The 17,812-nt window shown below is 43.4% G+C and carries 18 protein-coding genes; 9 read left to right on the top strand and 9 right to left on the bottom strand.

Annotated features, from left to right (window positions below):
• Positions 1-290 precede the first annotated feature (290 nt).
• Positions 291-2,018, top strand: a complete 1,728-nt coding sequence (locus QUB12_RS21150; protein ID WP_333145384.1) for an AAA-like domain-containing protein — start codon at positions 291-293, stop codon at positions 2,016-2,018.
• Between the two features lie 92 nt (positions 2,019-2,110).
• Here QUB12_RS21150 and QUB12_RS21145 read toward each other — a convergent pair whose 3' ends face one another.
• Together QUB12_RS21145 and QUB12_RS21140 are read right to left on the bottom strand one after the other, a co-directional pair.
• The gene (locus QUB12_RS21145; protein ID WP_333145386.1) at positions 2,111-2,458 is read right to left on the bottom strand and encodes a rhodanese-like domain-containing protein; all 348 of its coding nucleotides are present in this window, start codon (positions 2,456-2,458) and stop codon (positions 2,111-2,113) included.
• Between the two features lie 205 nt (positions 2,459-2,663).
• Complete coding sequence (locus QUB12_RS21140; protein ID WP_333145387.1) at positions 2,664-3,293, bottom strand: hypothetical protein; 630 nt, start codon at positions 3,291-3,293, stop codon at positions 2,664-2,666.
• 193 nt (positions 3,294-3,486) lie between these two features.
• Here QUB12_RS21140 and rpsD point away from each other — a divergent pair, with 193 nt between their 5' ends.
• Entirely contained in the window at positions 3,487-4,095 is a 609-nt protein-coding gene (gene rpsD / locus QUB12_RS21135) for a 30S ribosomal protein S4 (protein WP_193975783.1), read from the top strand.
• 272 nt (positions 4,096-4,367) lie between these two features.
• Here rpsD and QUB12_RS21130 read toward each other — a convergent pair whose 3' ends face one another.
• From QUB12_RS21130 to QUB12_RS21110, 5 genes are all read right to left on the bottom strand, one after another.
• On the bottom strand, positions 4,368-4,592 hold the full coding sequence (locus QUB12_RS21130) for a hypothetical protein (RefSeq protein WP_333145388.1): 225 nt from the start codon (positions 4,590-4,592) through the stop codon (positions 4,368-4,370).
• Positions 4,593-4,626: 34 nt separating this feature from the next.
• Positions 4,627-5,670: a CBS domain-containing protein gene (locus QUB12_RS21125; RefSeq protein ID WP_333145390.1), complete on the bottom strand. Its 1,044-nt coding sequence runs from the start codon at positions 5,668-5,670 to the stop codon at positions 4,627-4,629.
• Positions 5,671-5,692: 22 nt separating this feature from the next.
• The gene (locus tag QUB12_RS21120) at positions 5,693-6,622 is read right to left on the bottom strand and encodes a CBS domain-containing protein (protein WP_333145391.1); all 930 of its coding nucleotides are present in this window, start codon (positions 6,620-6,622) and stop codon (positions 5,693-5,695) included.
• Positions 6,623-6,635: 13 nt separating this feature from the next.
• Positions 6,636-8,087, bottom strand: coding sequence for a P-loop NTPase fold protein (locus QUB12_RS21115; protein ID WP_333145392.1), 1,452 nt, complete (start codon positions 8,085-8,087; stop codon positions 6,636-6,638).
• Positions 8,088-8,207: 120 nt separating this feature from the next.
• The gene (locus QUB12_RS21110) at positions 8,208-8,795 is read right to left on the bottom strand and encodes an adenylate kinase (RefSeq protein WP_333145393.1); all 588 of its coding nucleotides are present in this window, start codon (positions 8,793-8,795) and stop codon (positions 8,208-8,210) included.
• A 257-nt stretch (positions 8,796-9,052) separates the two neighbouring features.
• Between QUB12_RS21110 and QUB12_RS21105 the strand changes: the two genes are divergently transcribed.
• Entirely contained in the window at positions 9,053-9,475 is a 423-nt protein-coding gene (locus QUB12_RS21105) for a DNA-binding response regulator (protein WP_333308243.1), read from the top strand.
• Between the two features lie 437 nt (positions 9,476-9,912).
• Here the strand turns inward: QUB12_RS21105 and QUB12_RS21100 are convergent, their stop codons facing one another.
• Complete coding sequence (locus QUB12_RS21100) at positions 9,913-11,346, bottom strand: MFS transporter (RefSeq protein WP_333145395.1); 1,434 nt, start codon at positions 11,344-11,346, stop codon at positions 9,913-9,915.
• A gap of 879 nt (positions 11,347-12,225) precedes the next feature.
• Positions 12,226-12,366: a hypothetical protein gene (locus QUB12_RS21095; RefSeq protein WP_333108289.1), complete on the bottom strand. Its 141-nt coding sequence runs from the start codon at positions 12,364-12,366 to the stop codon at positions 12,226-12,228.
• A gap of 125 nt (positions 12,367-12,491) precedes the next feature.
• Here QUB12_RS21095 and cbiD point away from each other — a divergent pair, with 125 nt between their 5' ends.
• The 6 genes from cbiD (at position 12,492) to QUB12_RS21065 (ending at position 17,799) form a co-directional block, all read left to right on the top strand.
• The gene (cbiD, locus tag QUB12_RS21090) at positions 12,492-13,649 is read left to right on the top strand and encodes a cobalt-precorrin-5B (C(1))-methyltransferase CbiD (protein ID WP_333145404.1); all 1,158 of its coding nucleotides are present in this window, start codon (positions 12,492-12,494) and stop codon (positions 13,647-13,649) included.
• Positions 13,650-13,984: 335 nt separating this feature from the next.
• A complete protein-coding gene (gene guaA, locus QUB12_RS21085; protein ID WP_333145396.1) occupies positions 13,985-15,598 on the top strand; it encodes a glutamine-hydrolyzing GMP synthase in 1,614 nt (537 codons plus the stop codon).
• A 360-nt stretch (positions 15,599-15,958) separates the two neighbouring features.
• Complete coding sequence (locus QUB12_RS21080; protein WP_333054638.1) at positions 15,959-16,174, top strand: hypothetical protein; 216 nt, start codon at positions 15,959-15,961, stop codon at positions 16,172-16,174.
• A 244-nt stretch (positions 16,175-16,418) separates the two neighbouring features.
• Entirely contained in the window at positions 16,419-16,967 is a 549-nt protein-coding gene (locus QUB12_RS21075) for a hypothetical protein (protein WP_333145397.1), read from the top strand.
• Positions 16,957-17,070: a hypothetical protein gene (locus tag QUB12_RS21070; protein ID WP_333308263.1), complete on the top strand. Its 114-nt coding sequence runs from the start codon at positions 16,957-16,959 to the stop codon at positions 17,068-17,070. The genes QUB12_RS21075 and QUB12_RS21070 overlap by 11 nt, the downstream gene beginning before the upstream one ends.
• 330 nt (positions 17,071-17,400) lie before the next feature.
• Positions 17,401-17,799 carry a hypothetical protein gene (locus QUB12_RS21065; RefSeq protein WP_333308241.1) on the top strand — a complete coding sequence of 133 codons (399 nt, stop codon included), beginning with the start codon at positions 17,401-17,403 and terminating at the stop codon, positions 17,797-17,799.
• Positions 17,800-17,812 lie beyond the last annotated feature (13 nt).

Here is a 17,812-nt window from a genome sequence, read left to right as displayed (position 1 = left end):
CTTAGATAGGGGCTCTTCCTGCGCGACCTCGACGACCGACGAGTTATTTTTCCGGTAAAGGCCAAGAACGATCGCGTCTGGGCTACCGTCTAATTTTTGTCGATCTGCAGAGCCGTGTTGAAGCAGGGTTTGAGATTGGGTAAAGTGACACTACTATAGCAAAGTGAGTTCCGGGAAGTCCCTAAAAACTTAGATTTTGTAGGATTGTAGATCGATCTCGGACACCGCTCCTCTACCCCGTAACCTGACAAAGGTAAGATACAGTCAGGGTATCGCCTTGTGCAAGAACTATGGCAGGACTCCAAAAATCACCAAACTTGATGATCCAAACAGTTGCCGACCTAGAATTTCCCGGCGGCCCCATACCGCTTGACTCTCGATTTTATATTGAGCGCTCAGGGGCCGAAGCCCTCGCCTGTGCAGAAATTAGCAAACCCGGAGGCCTTGTTCGCATTAAAGCTCCCAAAAAAATGGGCAAAAGTTCGCTGATGCTGCGGATAATTCACGCGGCAGTCGATCGTGGATACCGCACAGTAACTGTAGACTTTAAGCAAGCCGACGCAGCGGTTTTTGCTAGTTTAGATAAATTTTTGCGCTGGTTTTGTGTCAATGTCGCTCGGCAACTCAAACTCGAACCAAATATTGATGAATTCTGGGATGAAGATATGGGCAGCAAAGTAAGCTGCACTATTTACTTTGACAACTATTTGCTCAAACAAATTGACAGTCCCATTGTCTTGGTTATCAACGAAATAAATCGCGTATTTGAACGCACCAACATTGCTCAAGATTTTCTTTCGATGCTCCGTTTTTGGTACGAACAAGCTCGCGCTAGCAAAACTTGGCAAAAACTCCGCACCGTTGTCATTCATTCGAGAGAAAATTATATTGCTTTGAATGTTAATCAATCTCCATTTAATGTAGGAATGCCGATTAAACTATCAGAATTTACTGCTGAACAAGTTCAAGATTTGGCGTGCAGACACGGACTGAACTGGAGCAATAGCGATCCGATAGAGCAATTAATGAACATGGTAGGCGGGCATCCTTATCTAGTACATTTAGCGCTGTATCACCTGGCAATTTTGCAACAAAATCGCCAGTCGGGCGATCGGGATGAGCCTGGGGAGGAACTGGGGCGAGCCGAGTTGGCAGAACTGTTAACAGCAGCTCCTACTCACAGCGGAATTTATAGCGACTACTTGCAAAATCAGTCGATCGCCATTCAACAGCAGCCCGAACTCGCCTCCGCATTCCAACAAGTTGTCGATGCTAAAAATAGCATTTACCTCGAACCTTTGATGGCTTATCAGTTAGACAGCATGGGACTTGTCAAATTAGAGGGAAATAACTGTAGTTTGTCTTGCGAATTATATCGCCTGTATTTTCAAGGGCAAAATTTGTGCGAGGAGAAGTTGTCGGTGGTTGGTTTTGAGGAGTTGCTGCAGGAAAATCAAAGGCTGCAAACTTTGGTGAATGTGGACGAACTTACTCAAATTGGTAACAGACGGCATTTTGATAGTTGCTTGCGAGCGGAATGGAAACAGATGGCTCGTGAGGGGTGTCCGATATCTTTGATTTTGTGCGACCTGGATTATTTCAAAATATATAACGATACCTACGGACATCAAGCAGGAGATGAGTGTTTGCGAGCGGTAGCTCAGACAATTCGCCGATCGCTCCAGCGTCCTGCTGATGTAGCTGCTCGCTACGGGGGCGAGGAATTTGCTGTGATTTTACCGGAAACTGATGCGTCGGCTGCTCTGGTTGTTGCCGAACAAATTAGAGCGAAAGTGAAAGCTTTGAATATTGTTTTTAACCCGGAGACTGTTGACGGTCTACCTAATTCTGTGGTAACGATTAGTTTGGGAATTGCCAGCGTTGTTCCGGGGCCGGAAAATGATGCGACAACGCTGCTACTGGCGGCTGATGAGGCTCTTTATGACTCGAAAAGGCACGGGCGCGATCGGCTCACTATGAGTACGCTTTTAAATTTTCGATTTGCTGCTGTTAATTAGCTAATTCCGGGGAAATATAATTCGTTTCTACACATACAAAGTCCGCCCGCGCGGACTCTGAAAAAAATGATAGTTAAGAACTGGATTTGATGTTAATAGCGGGGGACGGTTCGATCGACCACCATTGAGTAAGCATCGATACCACCAACGATATTTTTAACGTTAGTAAATCCTTGAGTGGCTAACCAGTGGCACATTTGAGCCGATCGCACTCCGTGATGGCACAGAACGAGGGTTTCTGTGTCGCGATCGAGTCTAGCGTCAATTTCACCAGACCATTCGGCAAACTCGCTCAACGGAAAAGCTACAAATCCCGGCAGCGCCGCGAGTTCAATTTCGTAAGGTTCCCGCACATCTACAAGCTGCAATTTCTCAGCATTGGTTTCTGCTAATTGGCGAGCTAATTCTTCGACTGTAATTTGAGCAAAAATTTCTGACATTTGATTAAAAAAAAGTAGTCATTAGTCATATCATGTCCGGTCGAGCGACCGCGATTTTTGTAGGGGCGGGTTCACCAACAATACCTGCCAATAATGGACAATCTCAAAAACCCGCCCCGACCAGGATATTATTGTTAATCGATCGGACATCAGTCATCAGTCAACAGTCATCAGTCAACAGTCAACAGTCAACTGTTAACAGTAATTAATTGAGAGGCGCAGGCGGTGAAATTAGCTCCACAGGAGGGGTAGGTGCAGGGCGCCCGTCCAACTGGCTCACGCTGCCCCTCGGATCGAGACAAGTTGCGATTAAGCTGTCAGTGGGAAAGTCGAGCCTGCCGCTCAAACCGACTACGCATTCAGCAAACTCTTGTGGCAATAAACTGCGGCGGCATCCATCGAGCACTAGCAGGGGATCTGCCGGTTGAGTTCGAGTTTTGCCGTTAATATTCACTACGCAAGTAGCCAATTCTTGGGGACGCCTCACCCGCCGACAGCTAGAGAGCGCTTCGACACCCGAAATATTGGTTTTGCGGTTGATTTGGAGGGCACATTTAGATATGTCACGGGGGTGGAGGGCGTCAGCACAAGCGGCGGCGGCGGCCTCTGCCCCCACTCCGGCTTCGATTAGTTCCAGGGCGCAGACGCGATAGGGATTCCTAGAGCGAGGGATTCTAATAGTAATGGCTGATGCTGGTGAGATTGGCAGTGCTGCTGCCAACAAACCTAGTGCTGCTAGCTGCGTGCCGAGAGCCAATATCCAGCGCGCGGTAGGCTTTGAGCCTGTCGGTGCTGGCTTTGGGGAAGAAGTGCGGGAAAAATTGCGGTTGTGCATGGCAGATCGAGTAGTGAGTTTTTTTGGCTGATTGGGGCGATCGATCGGCTTTTCCTTCAGAATTTACCGCACATTATGGATCGCGCTGCGGTCGATCGTTTTTTTATCGATCTTTATTTTAATTTTGACCGTTACCAACATATAATATAGAGTCTGCATAAATATTGCATACAGATATTAGAGAGGAAAATAAATGTCTCGATATCGAGGCCCCCGATTGAGAATCGTCCGTCGCCTGAAAGAGTTGCCGGGTCTAACCCGCAAAACCCCCAGACGAGATTATCCGCCTGGACAGCACGGTCAAAACCGCAAAAAGCTCTCTGAGTATGCGGTTCGCTTGCAAGAAAAGCAAAAACTCCGTTTCAATTACGGTGTGACGGAACGCCAACTGCTCCGTTACGTCCGCAAAGCCCGCCGTGTCACGGGCTCCACAGGTCAAGTGTTACTGCAATTTTTGGAAATGCGCTTGGACAATACTGTGTTTCGGATGGGAATGGCTCCAACCATTCCGTCCGCTAGACAATTGGTAAATCACGGTCACATAACTGTCAATGACCGTGAAGTCAATATCGCCAGCTATCAGTGCAAGCCTGGTGATGTGGTTGCTGTGAAAAATAGAGAGCGCTCGCGCACAATGGTAGAAGCTAATCTCAAAGACCCAGGCTTGGCTCACTTGCCAAATCACTTGGAATTTGATAAGCAAAAACTAATTGGCAAAGTTAACGGCGTTATCGAACGCGAGTGGATAGCTCTACAGATTAACGAACTGCTAGTCGTGGAATACTACTCACGGCAAGCTTAAGTTATTAGTCATCAGTCGTTGGTCATTAGTCATCAGTTGGTTGCTAGCAGAATAATTAATAATTGGGTAGGAACCCAGTTATTGATTAATTGCTACTGAATAATGAGGACTAAGGACTGAGGACTAAGAATTAAAAATTTTCAACACTCCCACCCCCTAAAAAGGGATGGGATTTTTTGAAGGTTTCGCTTGTTAAGTTCTTTGAGTTGCCATTTGCTCAGACGACACCTGGCTGATGGCATTAAATGATGTCCCCACCTCAAATTATTTCCTTAAAATGTTTCTTCTCCGGTTGGTTCTTGGTGGACAAGACCTCGCTTTTGAAGGCGATAATTCGCTACAACCGGGTAAACAACACCGCGTATCCGATTGATCGCACCTACTGGACGATGAACTGCTAAGCCGTTCCAAGGAGAATATCTAAGGTTTTCGTTGAAATCAGATTGTTTTTCATAATCAATAATCTGATGCTTGACGGTGAGACGACCTACAATCATTTTTGGAGTTGGTTTGCGTCAATTCGTTTGCGGTTTATTGGGGATTTTCAGGAGTTGGCGAGCCTGGATTTATAAACATTAGGAAGCCTCGAAAAATATCAGTATAGCTGATTATTCCATCGAAGGTAAATTTACCACTATCAGAGTCTTTTGTGCAAACTACAAGAGCAGTAGGTCTATCCTTAGAATTATCTGGAACAAATGTTTCAATCACTTCAGAGGTACGATCTCCAGGACTTACGCTGTTTCTCTCATTCACCGGAAGCATAATATATTTTAACGGCAATTTTGAGTATTGAGTCAAAGTTATATCGTGTAAAAAAGTATTAACAATTACATCATCAACTATTCCTGTCACAAATCTACCATCTGCTGTTGTGATAGGAATATGAGTAAAGGAATTTTCCTTCAAAATTCTTCGGGCACGCAACAAATTGTCATCCTCAGTTAATACAGTAAGATCCTCTCTTTTCTTAAATAGGCTATTTTGACCTATAGTTGCCCTTAAGAACTGTGTATGACTTGTTGGATCGTTGATTTTACGCAATACATCGGTGTAGGATATTGTTCCTACGATAAGCTTATTATCTCCATATACACATAGAGTCCGATATCGTCGAGTAAAATTTTCTCCTTCGGGTTTTACAGGATTCATTAAATCCTTAAAAACATCTTTAACTTTACTATTTTTGAGAGAAAGAGTCTTGACAGGTATCGTCATAAGTTTTGCAAAATCCTCAATTTCATTAAGACATTTTGCACTAATTTCTTGATTGAATTTTCGCAGTTGTAATTTTTGTTGAGGTGTCAGAGGGAATTCTGGCGGATATAGTTCGTTGGGAGGAGTTAAAATTTTCACTAGGTCTGTCTTGCTAATGACAGTTTTTAACTCCCCTTTTGGTTCATCACTTTTAGGATCAATAGGCTCAATAATTGGGACGTGCCTGATTTTAAATTCATCCATCATAGCGTCTAAATAGTCCACTGTGTCAGTTGGCTGTAACCACCATAAGGGTCTATTCTGTTGGAGTGCAGGGAACTCCTGATCGATACGTGCTTCCATATTATTAATAGACATGATTAAAATCCTCCTTTATTGTTTAATTTTGACGGTAAACTTGTACGCGGAATTGTAAAATATCAATAGGTGTTACTACCATTTTTGGGTAAATATTGCCTAGCAATTGTTCAACAATAACTACTTCCTTAAATTCCAAATTTAAGTAAGCATTAATACACTCTTGCAAGGTTTTACTTTTCTCAACCAAACATAATTTAGTTACAGGTTTCATTATTTCCGATAAAGATATACCCATTAAACTAAAATACATGGGATGAGTCAGTGTTGTCACCTGCTTTTTATCAACCATTCCTAGCAAATTGCCATCGCGATCGCAGATAGTTATATGCTCTATCGGCAAATATTTCATCGCAAATCGGGCTTGAGCTAGGGTATCTGATGGTAGTAGAGTATATGGTTGTTCCATACCACTCGCTTCCGGTAACGCTAAAAAGCGTTCGGCTTTCAATTGACAAAATTTTTGATTAGATTTAATGTGACTTAAGATGCTTTCGGGAGAAGCTACGCCATAAACTGTTTCGTCCTCATTGATAATAGGTAAAACTCTGATTGCTGAAGTTGATTTATAGGATTCCACTAATTTATCGATCGCATAAATGAGCCTCTGATTTTTAGAAGTATAAGGCTGGATTTTTTCTAGTTTAAATACCTCTTTTATCTGCTTTTTTAAACTATTAACCACTTCCTCATTTAACTGTTTGCGAAGTTTAGGGGGTTTAATTCTAAACTTAACAGGTACATCTAAAGCTGGCGGTGGTAATGATCGTAAAATTGATAAGTCAGTTAGGATACCCGCAAATTTTTTATCCTCATCTACAATAACAATTTCACTCGCATTTTGCAGAGTAACTAAAGCTAATGCTTCTGCTACTGTATCTGTATCTTTTAAGATACAAAAATCATTGGTTATGACCTTCGTATCTTCTATACTTCCATCGCTATTTTCCATGATTTTTCAACGATTACATATAAGTTACAGATTGAGATAATTTTTGAATCGCTTTCCAGTCATCACTATTTGTGATTTTACCATCATTATAGTAGGTAACTATAAAGTCTATTAAATTTCGATTTTCTAAGAATTGTGCAAATATTGGATGTTTGTTCGTAGACTTGATTAAATTATCTATGCCAATATCTATGCTATCATCTGTTCCACATTCCTTTTGCCAAGCACTGTATATTTGATCCATAAGTTGATGATTGTTAGCTAAACGATCGTAAAAATCAGGAAAATTTAACTGAAGTAAAATTATTTTGCAAAATTTATACTTGTCATCAGTATTCCAGTCTATTTTTTTATTTTCAAGTATGCTTCGATGATCGTCGGTTAATCGGGGTTGTGCGAGCTTATCAGCAATCGTCGAGTTGTGTTTTTTTACAATCTCTTGAATCATATAAAAAGCCGTAATAAATTGTTGCATTTTACGGATATTTGAATTAGTCGCTTTAGAAATCATCCCCCATATTTTTTCATCATTACTATACTGAGCAGTTAAAGAACCTTGAAGCAGTCTATCTTTAACTTCATCTCGATTTTTATCAGATAGAAAAAAGTTAAGATTGATTATTTTTTCTATATATTCCCTACCAGTAATACCAAGCTCTTTAGGGTATCTTTGTCCCACCGCTTGCTCAATAATTCTTTTATCAAGTCCAATGACAAAGATACAGTTAGACTGATCTAAATGCAATTTCAAGCATTCTAGGACAGATAAAGCATTTTCTGGTAAGCAACGATCCAAATCATCAATAAATATCATCAATCTACCATCGTTACCCACATAACTTTGCACTGCATTTTTAAAGACATTTTCAAAGTTGTTGATAAATTGATAAGGATTAATGAGGTGAGGTTTTCCATCGGGATTAGCCCACATTTCTAATTCTTTAGCTATGTCTTGTGTATTAACAAGACCTGCTGTTTGAACATTAATATATCCTCTGGCTAAAATGCCAGCTAATTTTAAAGCGCAAACTGAATAGGTTAAAGCCGCTTTTGTAATATTCTTGCGCTCTTCTACATTAATACTTGTGTCTTCACATATTTGACTGAGAATAGTCTGGATTATGGCATTTTTAATGTCCTGTTTATCGTCATATTTCCAAGCATTAAACCAAACCGTTTTATATTTTTGGGCAGAACGAGTTCCTAATTGTTCAAAGTCACTTCTCATTCGTGCCATGAGGCTGGTTTTGCCGCTCCCCCAAGAACCAAAAATACCAATGGTAAAAGCACTTTCTTTATGATATTGATTTTGCATCAAAATACGATGTCGTTCTTGTTCCGAAAGTGGTTGTGTAGCCTCGATCGCCATATTACACAGTAATTCTGCGTAAATATCATAATTAAGCTCACTGCTACTTCCTGGGCCACCACGAATGATATTTCTATCAACTTGATTAAAAGACATAACTTGTGTACTCCTTGATTTATCAATTAAAGGACTTACCCAGTACGAAAAACATGGGTTTGAGATGGCGACGCACAGCGAACAATGACAGAATTACGCTAGGTATGCGTAAGTCTTGAATTAGGACTTAGTGGGCTTTTTTACTTCTGACAAAACTTCTTTAATTGCTGATGTAACTGCCTCTTTAGACATAAACCCGTTGATGGTTTCTAGCAACAACCACTCACTATATAAGTTGATTAAAGGTGCAGTTTCTTCCTGAAAAATTTGGATGCGTCGCCGAATAACTTCTGGAGTATCATCTGTACGATTTTCCTTAATGGCCCTCTTTCTCAGTCGCTGAACTAAAACTGAGTCTGGTACATCAAAATTGATAACACAATCACAACTTGGCCGATCTAAATCCCTTAATAATTTGTCTAAAGCTCCTACTTGAGCGACGTTCCGAGGAAATCCGTCTAATATCCAACCTGGTGTTGCTTCTTTTTTAGTTAATTGTTCTTTTACAATATCTAGCACAATGCTATCAGGGACTAATGATCCTTTATCTATATAAGATTGTGCTTTTTGGCCTATCTCAGTTTTGTTTTTTCGCTCCTCGCGCAGTAGTTCGCCGGTTGAAATGTGATGAATCCCGAAGTTCTTGGCTACGATCGCAGCTTGAGTGCCTTTGCCTGCGCCATTCGGGCCTAAAAATATAATTCGCATACTTTTTATGATTCAACTGTTGGATAAGCTAGGATTGTTTTGTTGATAACGAACTTAAAGCTAACAAAGACTACCAAATTACCCTATCATTACATTAGCATTTTCCCAAAGCACTAGAAACGGTCACAAAAAAATATGACCAGAAGCATGAAAGACCAATGTAATATCTACCTTAAAACAAAAAATAATCATCCGCAACTATGGAACATTATCAATTTATGCTACCATTACGTTAGCAATTTCCACCAAGACTAAAAATGGTTACACGAAAACCTACTAGAAAGGATCTATTTGCCGAAGCTGCCCAAACTTGGGACTTGAATCGCATCTATGAACTATTTACCGAAGCTAAACGCCGCATTTTCCCCAACGCCCGCCAAGGGCTCACTGATACAGAAAAATTATATTTGCGTGGTCTTTTGTGCAATTTCAGCCCTAGTGATATTGCGCGTCAATTGTCGAAAAGTGCTAGGGGGGCTGAGGTTTATATGTGCAAAACTCTCTATCAATATTTTAAGGGTATTCCTGAAACTCCTAGTGATGATGTTGGTAATTGGCGCAATGTTCATCAATGGTTGGATAAAGCTGGTTATAAAGTAGATTTATCGGGTGATTCTACTGTCGGTAGGTCTTTACCAAAAGACGCTAAAATACATATAACTGATATTAATTTTTTTTAATGACAATAATAATGCAACAATTTCTATAGATATCAATATTAAGTTATCGTTTCCTTCAGATGTGACAAATCAAGGTGAGGATAAAATAGCAAATGATTAAAGATAAATTTAGGAAAACAACGTGAAACAGGCTACATTTAAAGGGTTTGGGGAACGCCAAAAATGAGAATGATACCAAATCCGGTCTTGTTACCCCCTGTATGATTCGGCGGTTGAAACCGCTACTACAAAAACGAAGTCCGCCTCCGCAGACTAAGAAATAAACGGGGTTTTTAACTCGGATTTGATATGAAACAGCCTTGGAGTAAAAAAGGGGATTTGGTATAACTAATCCGACTTTTCCCCAGACACCAAAATTCCGATCGTGAAATCGTAATTTTTTTAACAATGTGTGGGCTTTTCTGGTTTCTCGATCGGCAAATTTGTGCGAAAATTTCCTAGCCCCGGTTAAATTTGAAACGTCCAAAAGTGGGGACGATCGACCGCAGCGACTGGCTACGAGGTTCTCGCACCAAAACCAAAGGCAGCAAGCCTACCAACCGCACAGCAGCCGAGAGGGCAAACAGTGAACCCAAACTCATGCCCGGAAGTTCGGCAAGAAAGCCGCCGACGGTAGTTCCCAAAGCCCCAGCTACTCCCGCAACCGCTGCGGCGATCGCAAAATAAGTCGAAGGTTGCTCGATCGACGCTATCTCCATTTGAATATTGTTAGTACACAGCCCGATCGCCCCTAAAGTCGTTCCCCCCAGCAAGTGCAGCAGCGGCAGCCACACCCACACCGCAAACGGGTAATTCCCCGTACCCAACCACAGCAAAGGCGTTAGGGCCACCACCAGCCCAACCGCAATTAGCAGGGGGCGATTTCCCCAGCGATCGGCCAACTTACCCCAAAACATCAGCAGCAGTAGATTTGCGCCGGAACTCAAGCTGGTGTAAATCGTTACCAAACTCACATCCAAGCTTAAATCTTTCAGCAGGTAGATATTAAAAAAAGGCGCGCTGAGATTAATAGCAAATGTCCACACACTGAAGTAAAGAATAAACATTAAAAAATTATAATCTTTCAGCACAGAAGGCACAAAATCTGTTATTTTTTTTGCTTTTTTCTCTGTAAGTCGATCGCTCTGTGTATCTTTTTTGTATACCTGGGGATTCACATCAACCATGAAGGATTGACAGCCCAAACTAATCATTCCCGCCAAAACACCCACCAATAAAACAATACCGTAGCCCACAATTGGACCGCCGTCCCAAGTTGACACTCCCAATCCCATCAACGGCACTCCCAGCAAAGTGATGAGGCTGACAGCACTGTTGCGAAAGCCAAAATAGCGTCCCCGCAAGCGCTGAGGAACCACAGCAGCCATCCAACTGAACCAGCTAGAATTGGCAAAAGCTGCCAGCACGCTAGCTGCTACGACTGTTACCAGTGTCCAGTGCAGCAGTTGGTGGGGATCTGCGTGCTGGGAACCCCAAACAATTGCCACCGCCAGTACCAGCCACAGCAGCCGCGAAACGCCGAAGACAAATAGGTTGTACCAGCGGCGGCTGGTTGTCTGATCAGCGATGTAGGCTCCTAATGGTTGCAGGAGATTTACCACCATCGGAATAGCAGAGAATATACCTATTTCCACGCTACTCGCACCGAGTTGCAGCAAGAAGTTGCTCAGCAGCACGCCGGTGGTCGCCGACTCGAAGATAGTGGCAAAAACGCCGTCTAGAGTTGAGGCTTTCAGGGTCGATCGAACGTCTTTTTTGGAAAATTTGATATCTGTTTTTGGAGATAAAACGAGCTGAGATATTTGATTGTCTAGTATTTCAGGAGTCGGAAGAGATAGAGGTTCATTTAACTCTGCAACTGGTTCAAACATAAGTAATAGGATTTTAGTCGTAGATTAAAGAATTGCCCAATCCTGGTGTGGCAAGGGTTTGAGGCTGGCCGATCGTTAAATTATTTTTCACGCGCAGGTGTCAATAAAATTTAATCTTTATGCTCAAAATTTCTGAGCTAGCCTCTTAAGATAAAACCAGCCCAGCCTTCAAGGTGTGAGCTTGAAAGCTAGACTGGCACTTCCGGGTAATGGTTATTAATATAGATGGCAAGCGATCGCTGGGACATCAACCGCTTGGGAGATTTGACACTCCCCAGCCTAAAGGCGTAGGGATTCTTAATTCATCGACTGACCTTTAAGCGCTATGTCCTTTCGGCACTTCTTAAACCTTTCAACCGTACAAAATACCAATTGACGAGTTCAACTCACAGCAACCCCAGAGGGTCTATCTCCAAAAGCGTACTAGGATATTTACCTAGAGTTGGGGTATGCCCTACCCTACTTAACAACACTAAATAGTTTGTTTCTGTGGTTAAAGGAACTGTGTTAAGCCCCTAGCTGTTTAGAGAGTTTTCGCCGCTCTTTGTCCCCCGGTTTACGCCTGAAAGTGTGTCGTTAACTGTTTTTATGCACTCCGGGCGCAGGAGTCTAACCTTGACAACTCTAGTATACTAGAAATTTCCTGACTTTTAGGAAGGGATTTAAGAAATTAAAGCCGTCCTAGAAGGACAGGGTTTTAGACCCAATTTCCTTGATAAATTTGCCAGTTGTAAAAAAGTAGGTTTTAGGGCTTAACAAGGAAGCGATCGCAGCATTTCGCCTGCCAAAAATAGCTCGAGTTCGGCCTCAAACAACTCCTCCCAAGGGCCAAAACAATTTTCGCCCCAGATCCTCGACTCGGCTCTCAAACCTTTACGGCTAGCTAAATATTGTGAAAAGCGCCCGCACCGGCCCGTAAGCCTTCGGAGTCGGTTGTTGGCGATCCTCTAGGAGAGTTCCGCTAACGCACCTCAACAAAAGTGTGGCTGCGATCGGCAACTGGCAGGACAAAATTATCACTTGACAAAATTTACGCTAACTGATAATAATAGCAAACCCTAGAATTAAACTTAAATGTTTGAGGGCTATCAGTGCTAAGGCGTGATGTCGATCGCCCGCAAACTTACAGATTTCTGCATTTGATCGTGACTAAAACTCAACCTTTATCGGGGTATACGTTGCCAGTATTTGCCTGTGCGGCTGCACTTGCAGCTTTGCGGTGCTTGCGTGAGGGTATTCAGTCTCTAGATAGCGTATCAGTAAATTTACTGGAACCGCAAATAACGGCAGAAATTCCGATCGAACAGGCGTCTGTACTCAAAACTGGTACGGCTTTAGGCGTGACTCGCTCCGATCCGGGGGACAATCTCGATCTGACTCGCAATACCCCCGTTTGGGCAATGGTGGAATTGGGGAATTGGGAAGAGGGAGAGAGGGAGAGAGAGGGAGAGAATCGGGGAGAGGGAGAGCAGATTGTGATTCTCGGCGGTGAAGGTATAGGGCGTCACACAGTCGGTGGAGGGGCGGCGATCTATGATTACGCAATGCGGCTGCTGCGATCGAATCTGAGCCTAGACCTCGCACCGTCCGAAAAAATTACTGTCACCCTGATTCTGCCGTCAGGGCGCCAACTAGCCACCCGCACTTCTAACGAAGCTTTCGGCGTGGTAGAAGGACTTTCGCTGCTGGGTACAACTGGCATTTCTCAACCGCTGAGTGCCCCTGGACAGTTGGAAGTTTACCGCGAACAACTGCAACAAAAAGCCGAACTGTTTGACTGTTTGGTTTTTTGCATCGGCGAAAACGGCTTGGATTTAGCGCGACAACTGGGGATTAATCCTGATAGGCTCGTCAAAACCGCTAACTGGCTCGGCCCGCTGCTGGTAGAAGCAGGATATCAGGGCGTGCAGTCAATTTTGCTGTTTGGCTATCACGGGAAACTGATGAAATTGGCGGCGGGGATTTTTCACACTCACCACCACCTCGCTGACGGGCGCAGGGAAATTCTCACAGCTTACTGTGCTAAAGCTGGAATGCCCGCCGATGCGTGTTCCGCAATTTTTGCCGCAGCGACAGCCGAAGAGGCTCTTGGGCAACTGCGGGCTTTAGACGCCGAGTTTGGGAGCAATTGGGTCGATCGAATTTACGGCGACATCGCCCGACAAATAGACTTGCGCTCATCGGATTGCATTTTTACTCACACTAACTTGCAAATCCCCGTGGGCTCGGTCATGTTCGGGCGCGATCGCAAAATTATTGTTAAAAGTGATATAGGAGATACATTTTTGACTCAAATTTGTTAATCTAGTGTGAATATCCCTGAATTCTGTTTAAAACATCGCTCAGGGATAATATTTAACAAGTAATAATTCTTTGTCCCTAGACCTTAATTATACTAGGTTGCTTCGGGAAGTTATTTCTGAAGCAATAATTCTATTAATTAGGGTAAGGCTCGAAGTAAATCTATGCTTGCCCTGTACCCGATTAATCGACTAACATCGCTGACTGCAATCTAGTATGAATAAGATTTATTCCTAGCGACTAATGGTTCCTCGCCTTCCTTAGAATTGTACTGAGACCGCGACAGATACCTCCGCTACTTTCGACCCAATTAGCAATTAGCAATTACGCAATAACCGTGACTACTCAAATAAAAACTGAATCAGACCTCACAAACTCTTCTCTGGGGAAGATCGATCGCCAGATGATCGTGATTCTCGACTTCGGTTCGCAATATTCCGAACTGATTGCTCGTCGCATTCGCGAAACTCAAGTATATTCCGAAGTTATTTCTTACCGGACTACGGCAGAACAGTTAAAAGCTATCAATCCTAAAGGAATTATTCTTTCAGGAGGCCCGAGTTCTGTATACGATGAAAAAGCACCCCAATGCGACCCAGAAATTTGGAATTTGGGAATACCGGTGTTGGGAGTGTGTTACGGGATGCAGTTGATGGTAAAGCAGCTCGGAGGCACGGTTGAGCGCTCTAAATTAGCGGAATACGGCAAGGCATCGCTATTTATTGACGATCCTACGGACTTGCTGACAAATGTCGAAGAGGGCAGCACGATGTGGATGAGCCACGGAGACTCCTGTACTCAACTGCCGACGGGTTTTGAGATCCTCGCTCACACGGACAATACTCCGTCTGCTGCTGTTGCTAACCACGAGAAAAATTTGTACGGGGTTCAGTTTCACCCAGAAGTAGTTCACTCGATCGGGGGAATAGCTTTAATTCGCAATTTTGTTTACCACATTTGCGAGTGCGAACCGACTTGGACGACTGCTACTTTTGTGGAGGAATCGATTCGGGAAATTCGAGAGCTAGTCGGAGAGAAACGAGTTTTGCTGGCTCTATCCGGTGGTGTAGATTCTTCTACTTTGGCTTTCTTGCTGCACAAGGCGATCGGCGACCAACTTACCTGTATGTTTATCGACCAAGGGTTTATGCGGAAGTATGAACCAGAACGGTTGGTAAAATTATTTAAAGAGCAATTCCACATTGACGTTGAGTATGTGAATGCTCGCGAACGCTTTTTAGCTCAACTTGAAGGGATTACTGATCCTGAAGTAAAACGCAAGCGGATTGGTCACGAGTTTATCAACGTATTTGAAGAAGAATCGAAGCGTCTAGGCCCCTTCGACTACCTGGCACAAGGTACTCTTTATCCTGATGTGATTGAGTCGGCTGACACTAATGTAGACCCGAAAAGTGGCGAGCGAGTTGCTGTTAAAATTAAAAGCCACCACAACGTCGGCGGTTTGCCGAAAGATTTGCGATTTAAGCTGATTGAACCGCTGCGAAAACTGTTTAAGGATGAGGTGCGAAAAGTCGGCCGGTCGATCGGGCTTCCCGAAGAAATCGTCAACCGACAACCTTTCCCCGGCCCGGGATTGGCGATTCGGATCATAGGAGAAGTTACCGCAGAGAGACTAAATATTTTGCGGGATGCTGACTTCATTGTTCGCCAAGAAATTAATCGGCACGGATTGTACGGTGAACTTTGGCAAGCTTTTGCAGTTTTGCTGCCGATTCGCAGTGTAGGCGTGATGGGCGATCAGCGCACTTATGCTTACCCGATCGTCTTGCGATTTATTAAGAGTGAAGACGGGATGACGGCTGATTGGGCGCGGGTTCCTTACGATTTGTTGGAACTGATCTCGAATCGGATTGTGAATGAGGTTAAGGGGGTCAACCGGGTGGTTTACGATATTACTTCTAAGCCACCGGGAACGATCGAGTGGGAGTGATTTGTAGTTAGCGATTAGGTAGGCGGACTAATTTTTTGTCTGTCTACTTATTTTGATTTTGGATAAAAGGGCGATTCCCCATATTCCGCCCTTTGACTCTCACATTTAGGTATTTTTGACCAAGCCATGAGGTTTGCGTCAATTTTGAGGGAATTCCCAGTCAACAGTGGCTCAAAGGGCAGAATGTGGGTTCTAATTGTTCCAGCGCTGCATTGGTTTCAATGTTGTGACTTCGATCACTGGTAAGACGGACTTGGTTCACCGAAGATTTTCAGTATTATCACGGAAAAAAACCAGCACCATCACTTGCTCTTAGGAGAAACCACGAGATGATTAAGGTGTCGAGTTCAAAACAATCCCATGTATCCAGTTAATCTTCTCCCCGGCGCTATCAACGAATTAATCGCCACTGTCACCGATACTCACCGCGTTACCAAAGCTGACCGCTACGGCATGATGGCGGCCATCCTTGATGAGTCTATCAGTGAAGAAGAACGTGGCTCACTCGATCGTCTGATTCGCTCCCTGGTCAAAGGTAGGATTCAAGTCAGTGATGAACTCTCCATCGTCTCGTAAGCAGAAAGCTCGTTAAGAACTCGACACTCTACAAGAGCTTTCGATTGGGAAAGTTTAAAGAAGTCACTGATACAATTTTCTAGAAAGAGCTTTTTGTATAATGCAGTTTTGACATAGACAATTAGCCCTTCCCGATGAATACGAAGAAACCGACCCCTGGTTTCGGCATCATCCGGCAACTGAACTTCCTGTTTGGGAGGATGCAGGAGGGCTGACACCCGTAGAAAAGCGGCATCTCTGTGGCTTGCTGTGCGGCTACAGCCCAGCCGAAATTGCGGTTTTTCTCAACAAACAAATCAAAGGTGTAGAAGTTGATTTGTCAAAAACTTTGTACAGATATATAGAATTATTGACAAATCGGCCCCGAAATGCTCTAAAAAATTGGAGAGATGCGATCGACTGGCTGGAAATAGCCGGATATAAAACGCAGCCAAAAACCTCAACCGGCGCCATATTAAAAGCTACTCTCCACCATTCAGACAGGATTTTGTCTGCGGCTATCAGTCCCGACGGACAATTCCTCGCAACGGGTTCTGAGGATAGTACAGTGAAAATTTGGAGTTTGCACAGCGGTGAACTGCGGCAGACGATTTTCGGACATTCAACAGCCGTGTTGCTAGTGGCTTTCAGTCCCGCCAGCAAAACGCTGCTGACACGATCGCGCGCGGGCACAGTCAAACTCTGGAACCTGCAAAACGGCGAACTGCTGAAGCGTTTGGCAGAGGTGCACCGCCACGAATCCGTCGCCGTTACGCCATGCCTGTGGGTTTTATCTAGGATCTATTGGTCATGACACCATAGCTATTCAGGCTTATCTGGGACACAAGAATATTCAACACACTATTCGCTACACGGAGTTATCGCCAGACCGCTTCCAGAATTTCTGGCTCCACTGAAACTATTTTTGGTTCAAAATCTCTACAAATCAATGGTTTCAACTGCCTTGCTTTACAAAATTTTACAACCTGTCCTCTTTGGCGCGTATCCCGGCTGAACCCCATTGAGACTGTGGTTTAATTAATGTCTAAAAAGTTACCCAAATTTTTTTTGCTTCTTCTAAAAAGCTTTTACAGCAATGGTTTTAGCCTATCTTGCCTCTGGTAACAGCTTCGCTAGCTCCTTGCCACCCTGCAATTTTCTTGACATCTTCCTTAAGGAGGAAGTATATTTGTTTATGTTGTAGTAATGCTACTTCGGTTTTTACTAATATCCCTCACTAGACTCTAATGATGAAAAATCTATACAGCTTGCCTTCCTTGACAATGAATTATTCAGTTCCAATCGCTAAAATCCTTCAGAGTTTAATGGTTGCTACGGCCTTAGCCTTACCACTATCCGTAATGACAGCAAAGAGTGTTTTAGCTGAAGCTTTGGGGTTTAATATTATTAACAAGACGGGTACTAATATAACAAAATTTTATACCAATCCCACAGGAATAGATAGTTGGGGGGAAGACATTCTTGGTATAGATATACTGAGACCTGGAGAATCTGCACTCATAACTATTCGCAACAGTCAGAATGTCTGTACTTACGATATCAAAGCTGTTTTTGATGATGGGGAAGAAATTATAAAATATAAAGTTGATCTTTGTACAATAGAAAACTATACGTTCACCGACTAATAACGCAAGTTGC

This window comes from Microcoleus sp. B7-D4 (assembly GCF_036705125.1).
In the GTDB taxonomy this organism is placed as follows: Bacteria; Cyanobacteriota; Cyanobacteriia; order Cyanobacteriales; family Microcoleaceae; genus Microcoleus.
Note: the sequence above shows the minus strand (reverse complement) of the source record. Positions and strands in the feature narration are given on the sequence as shown.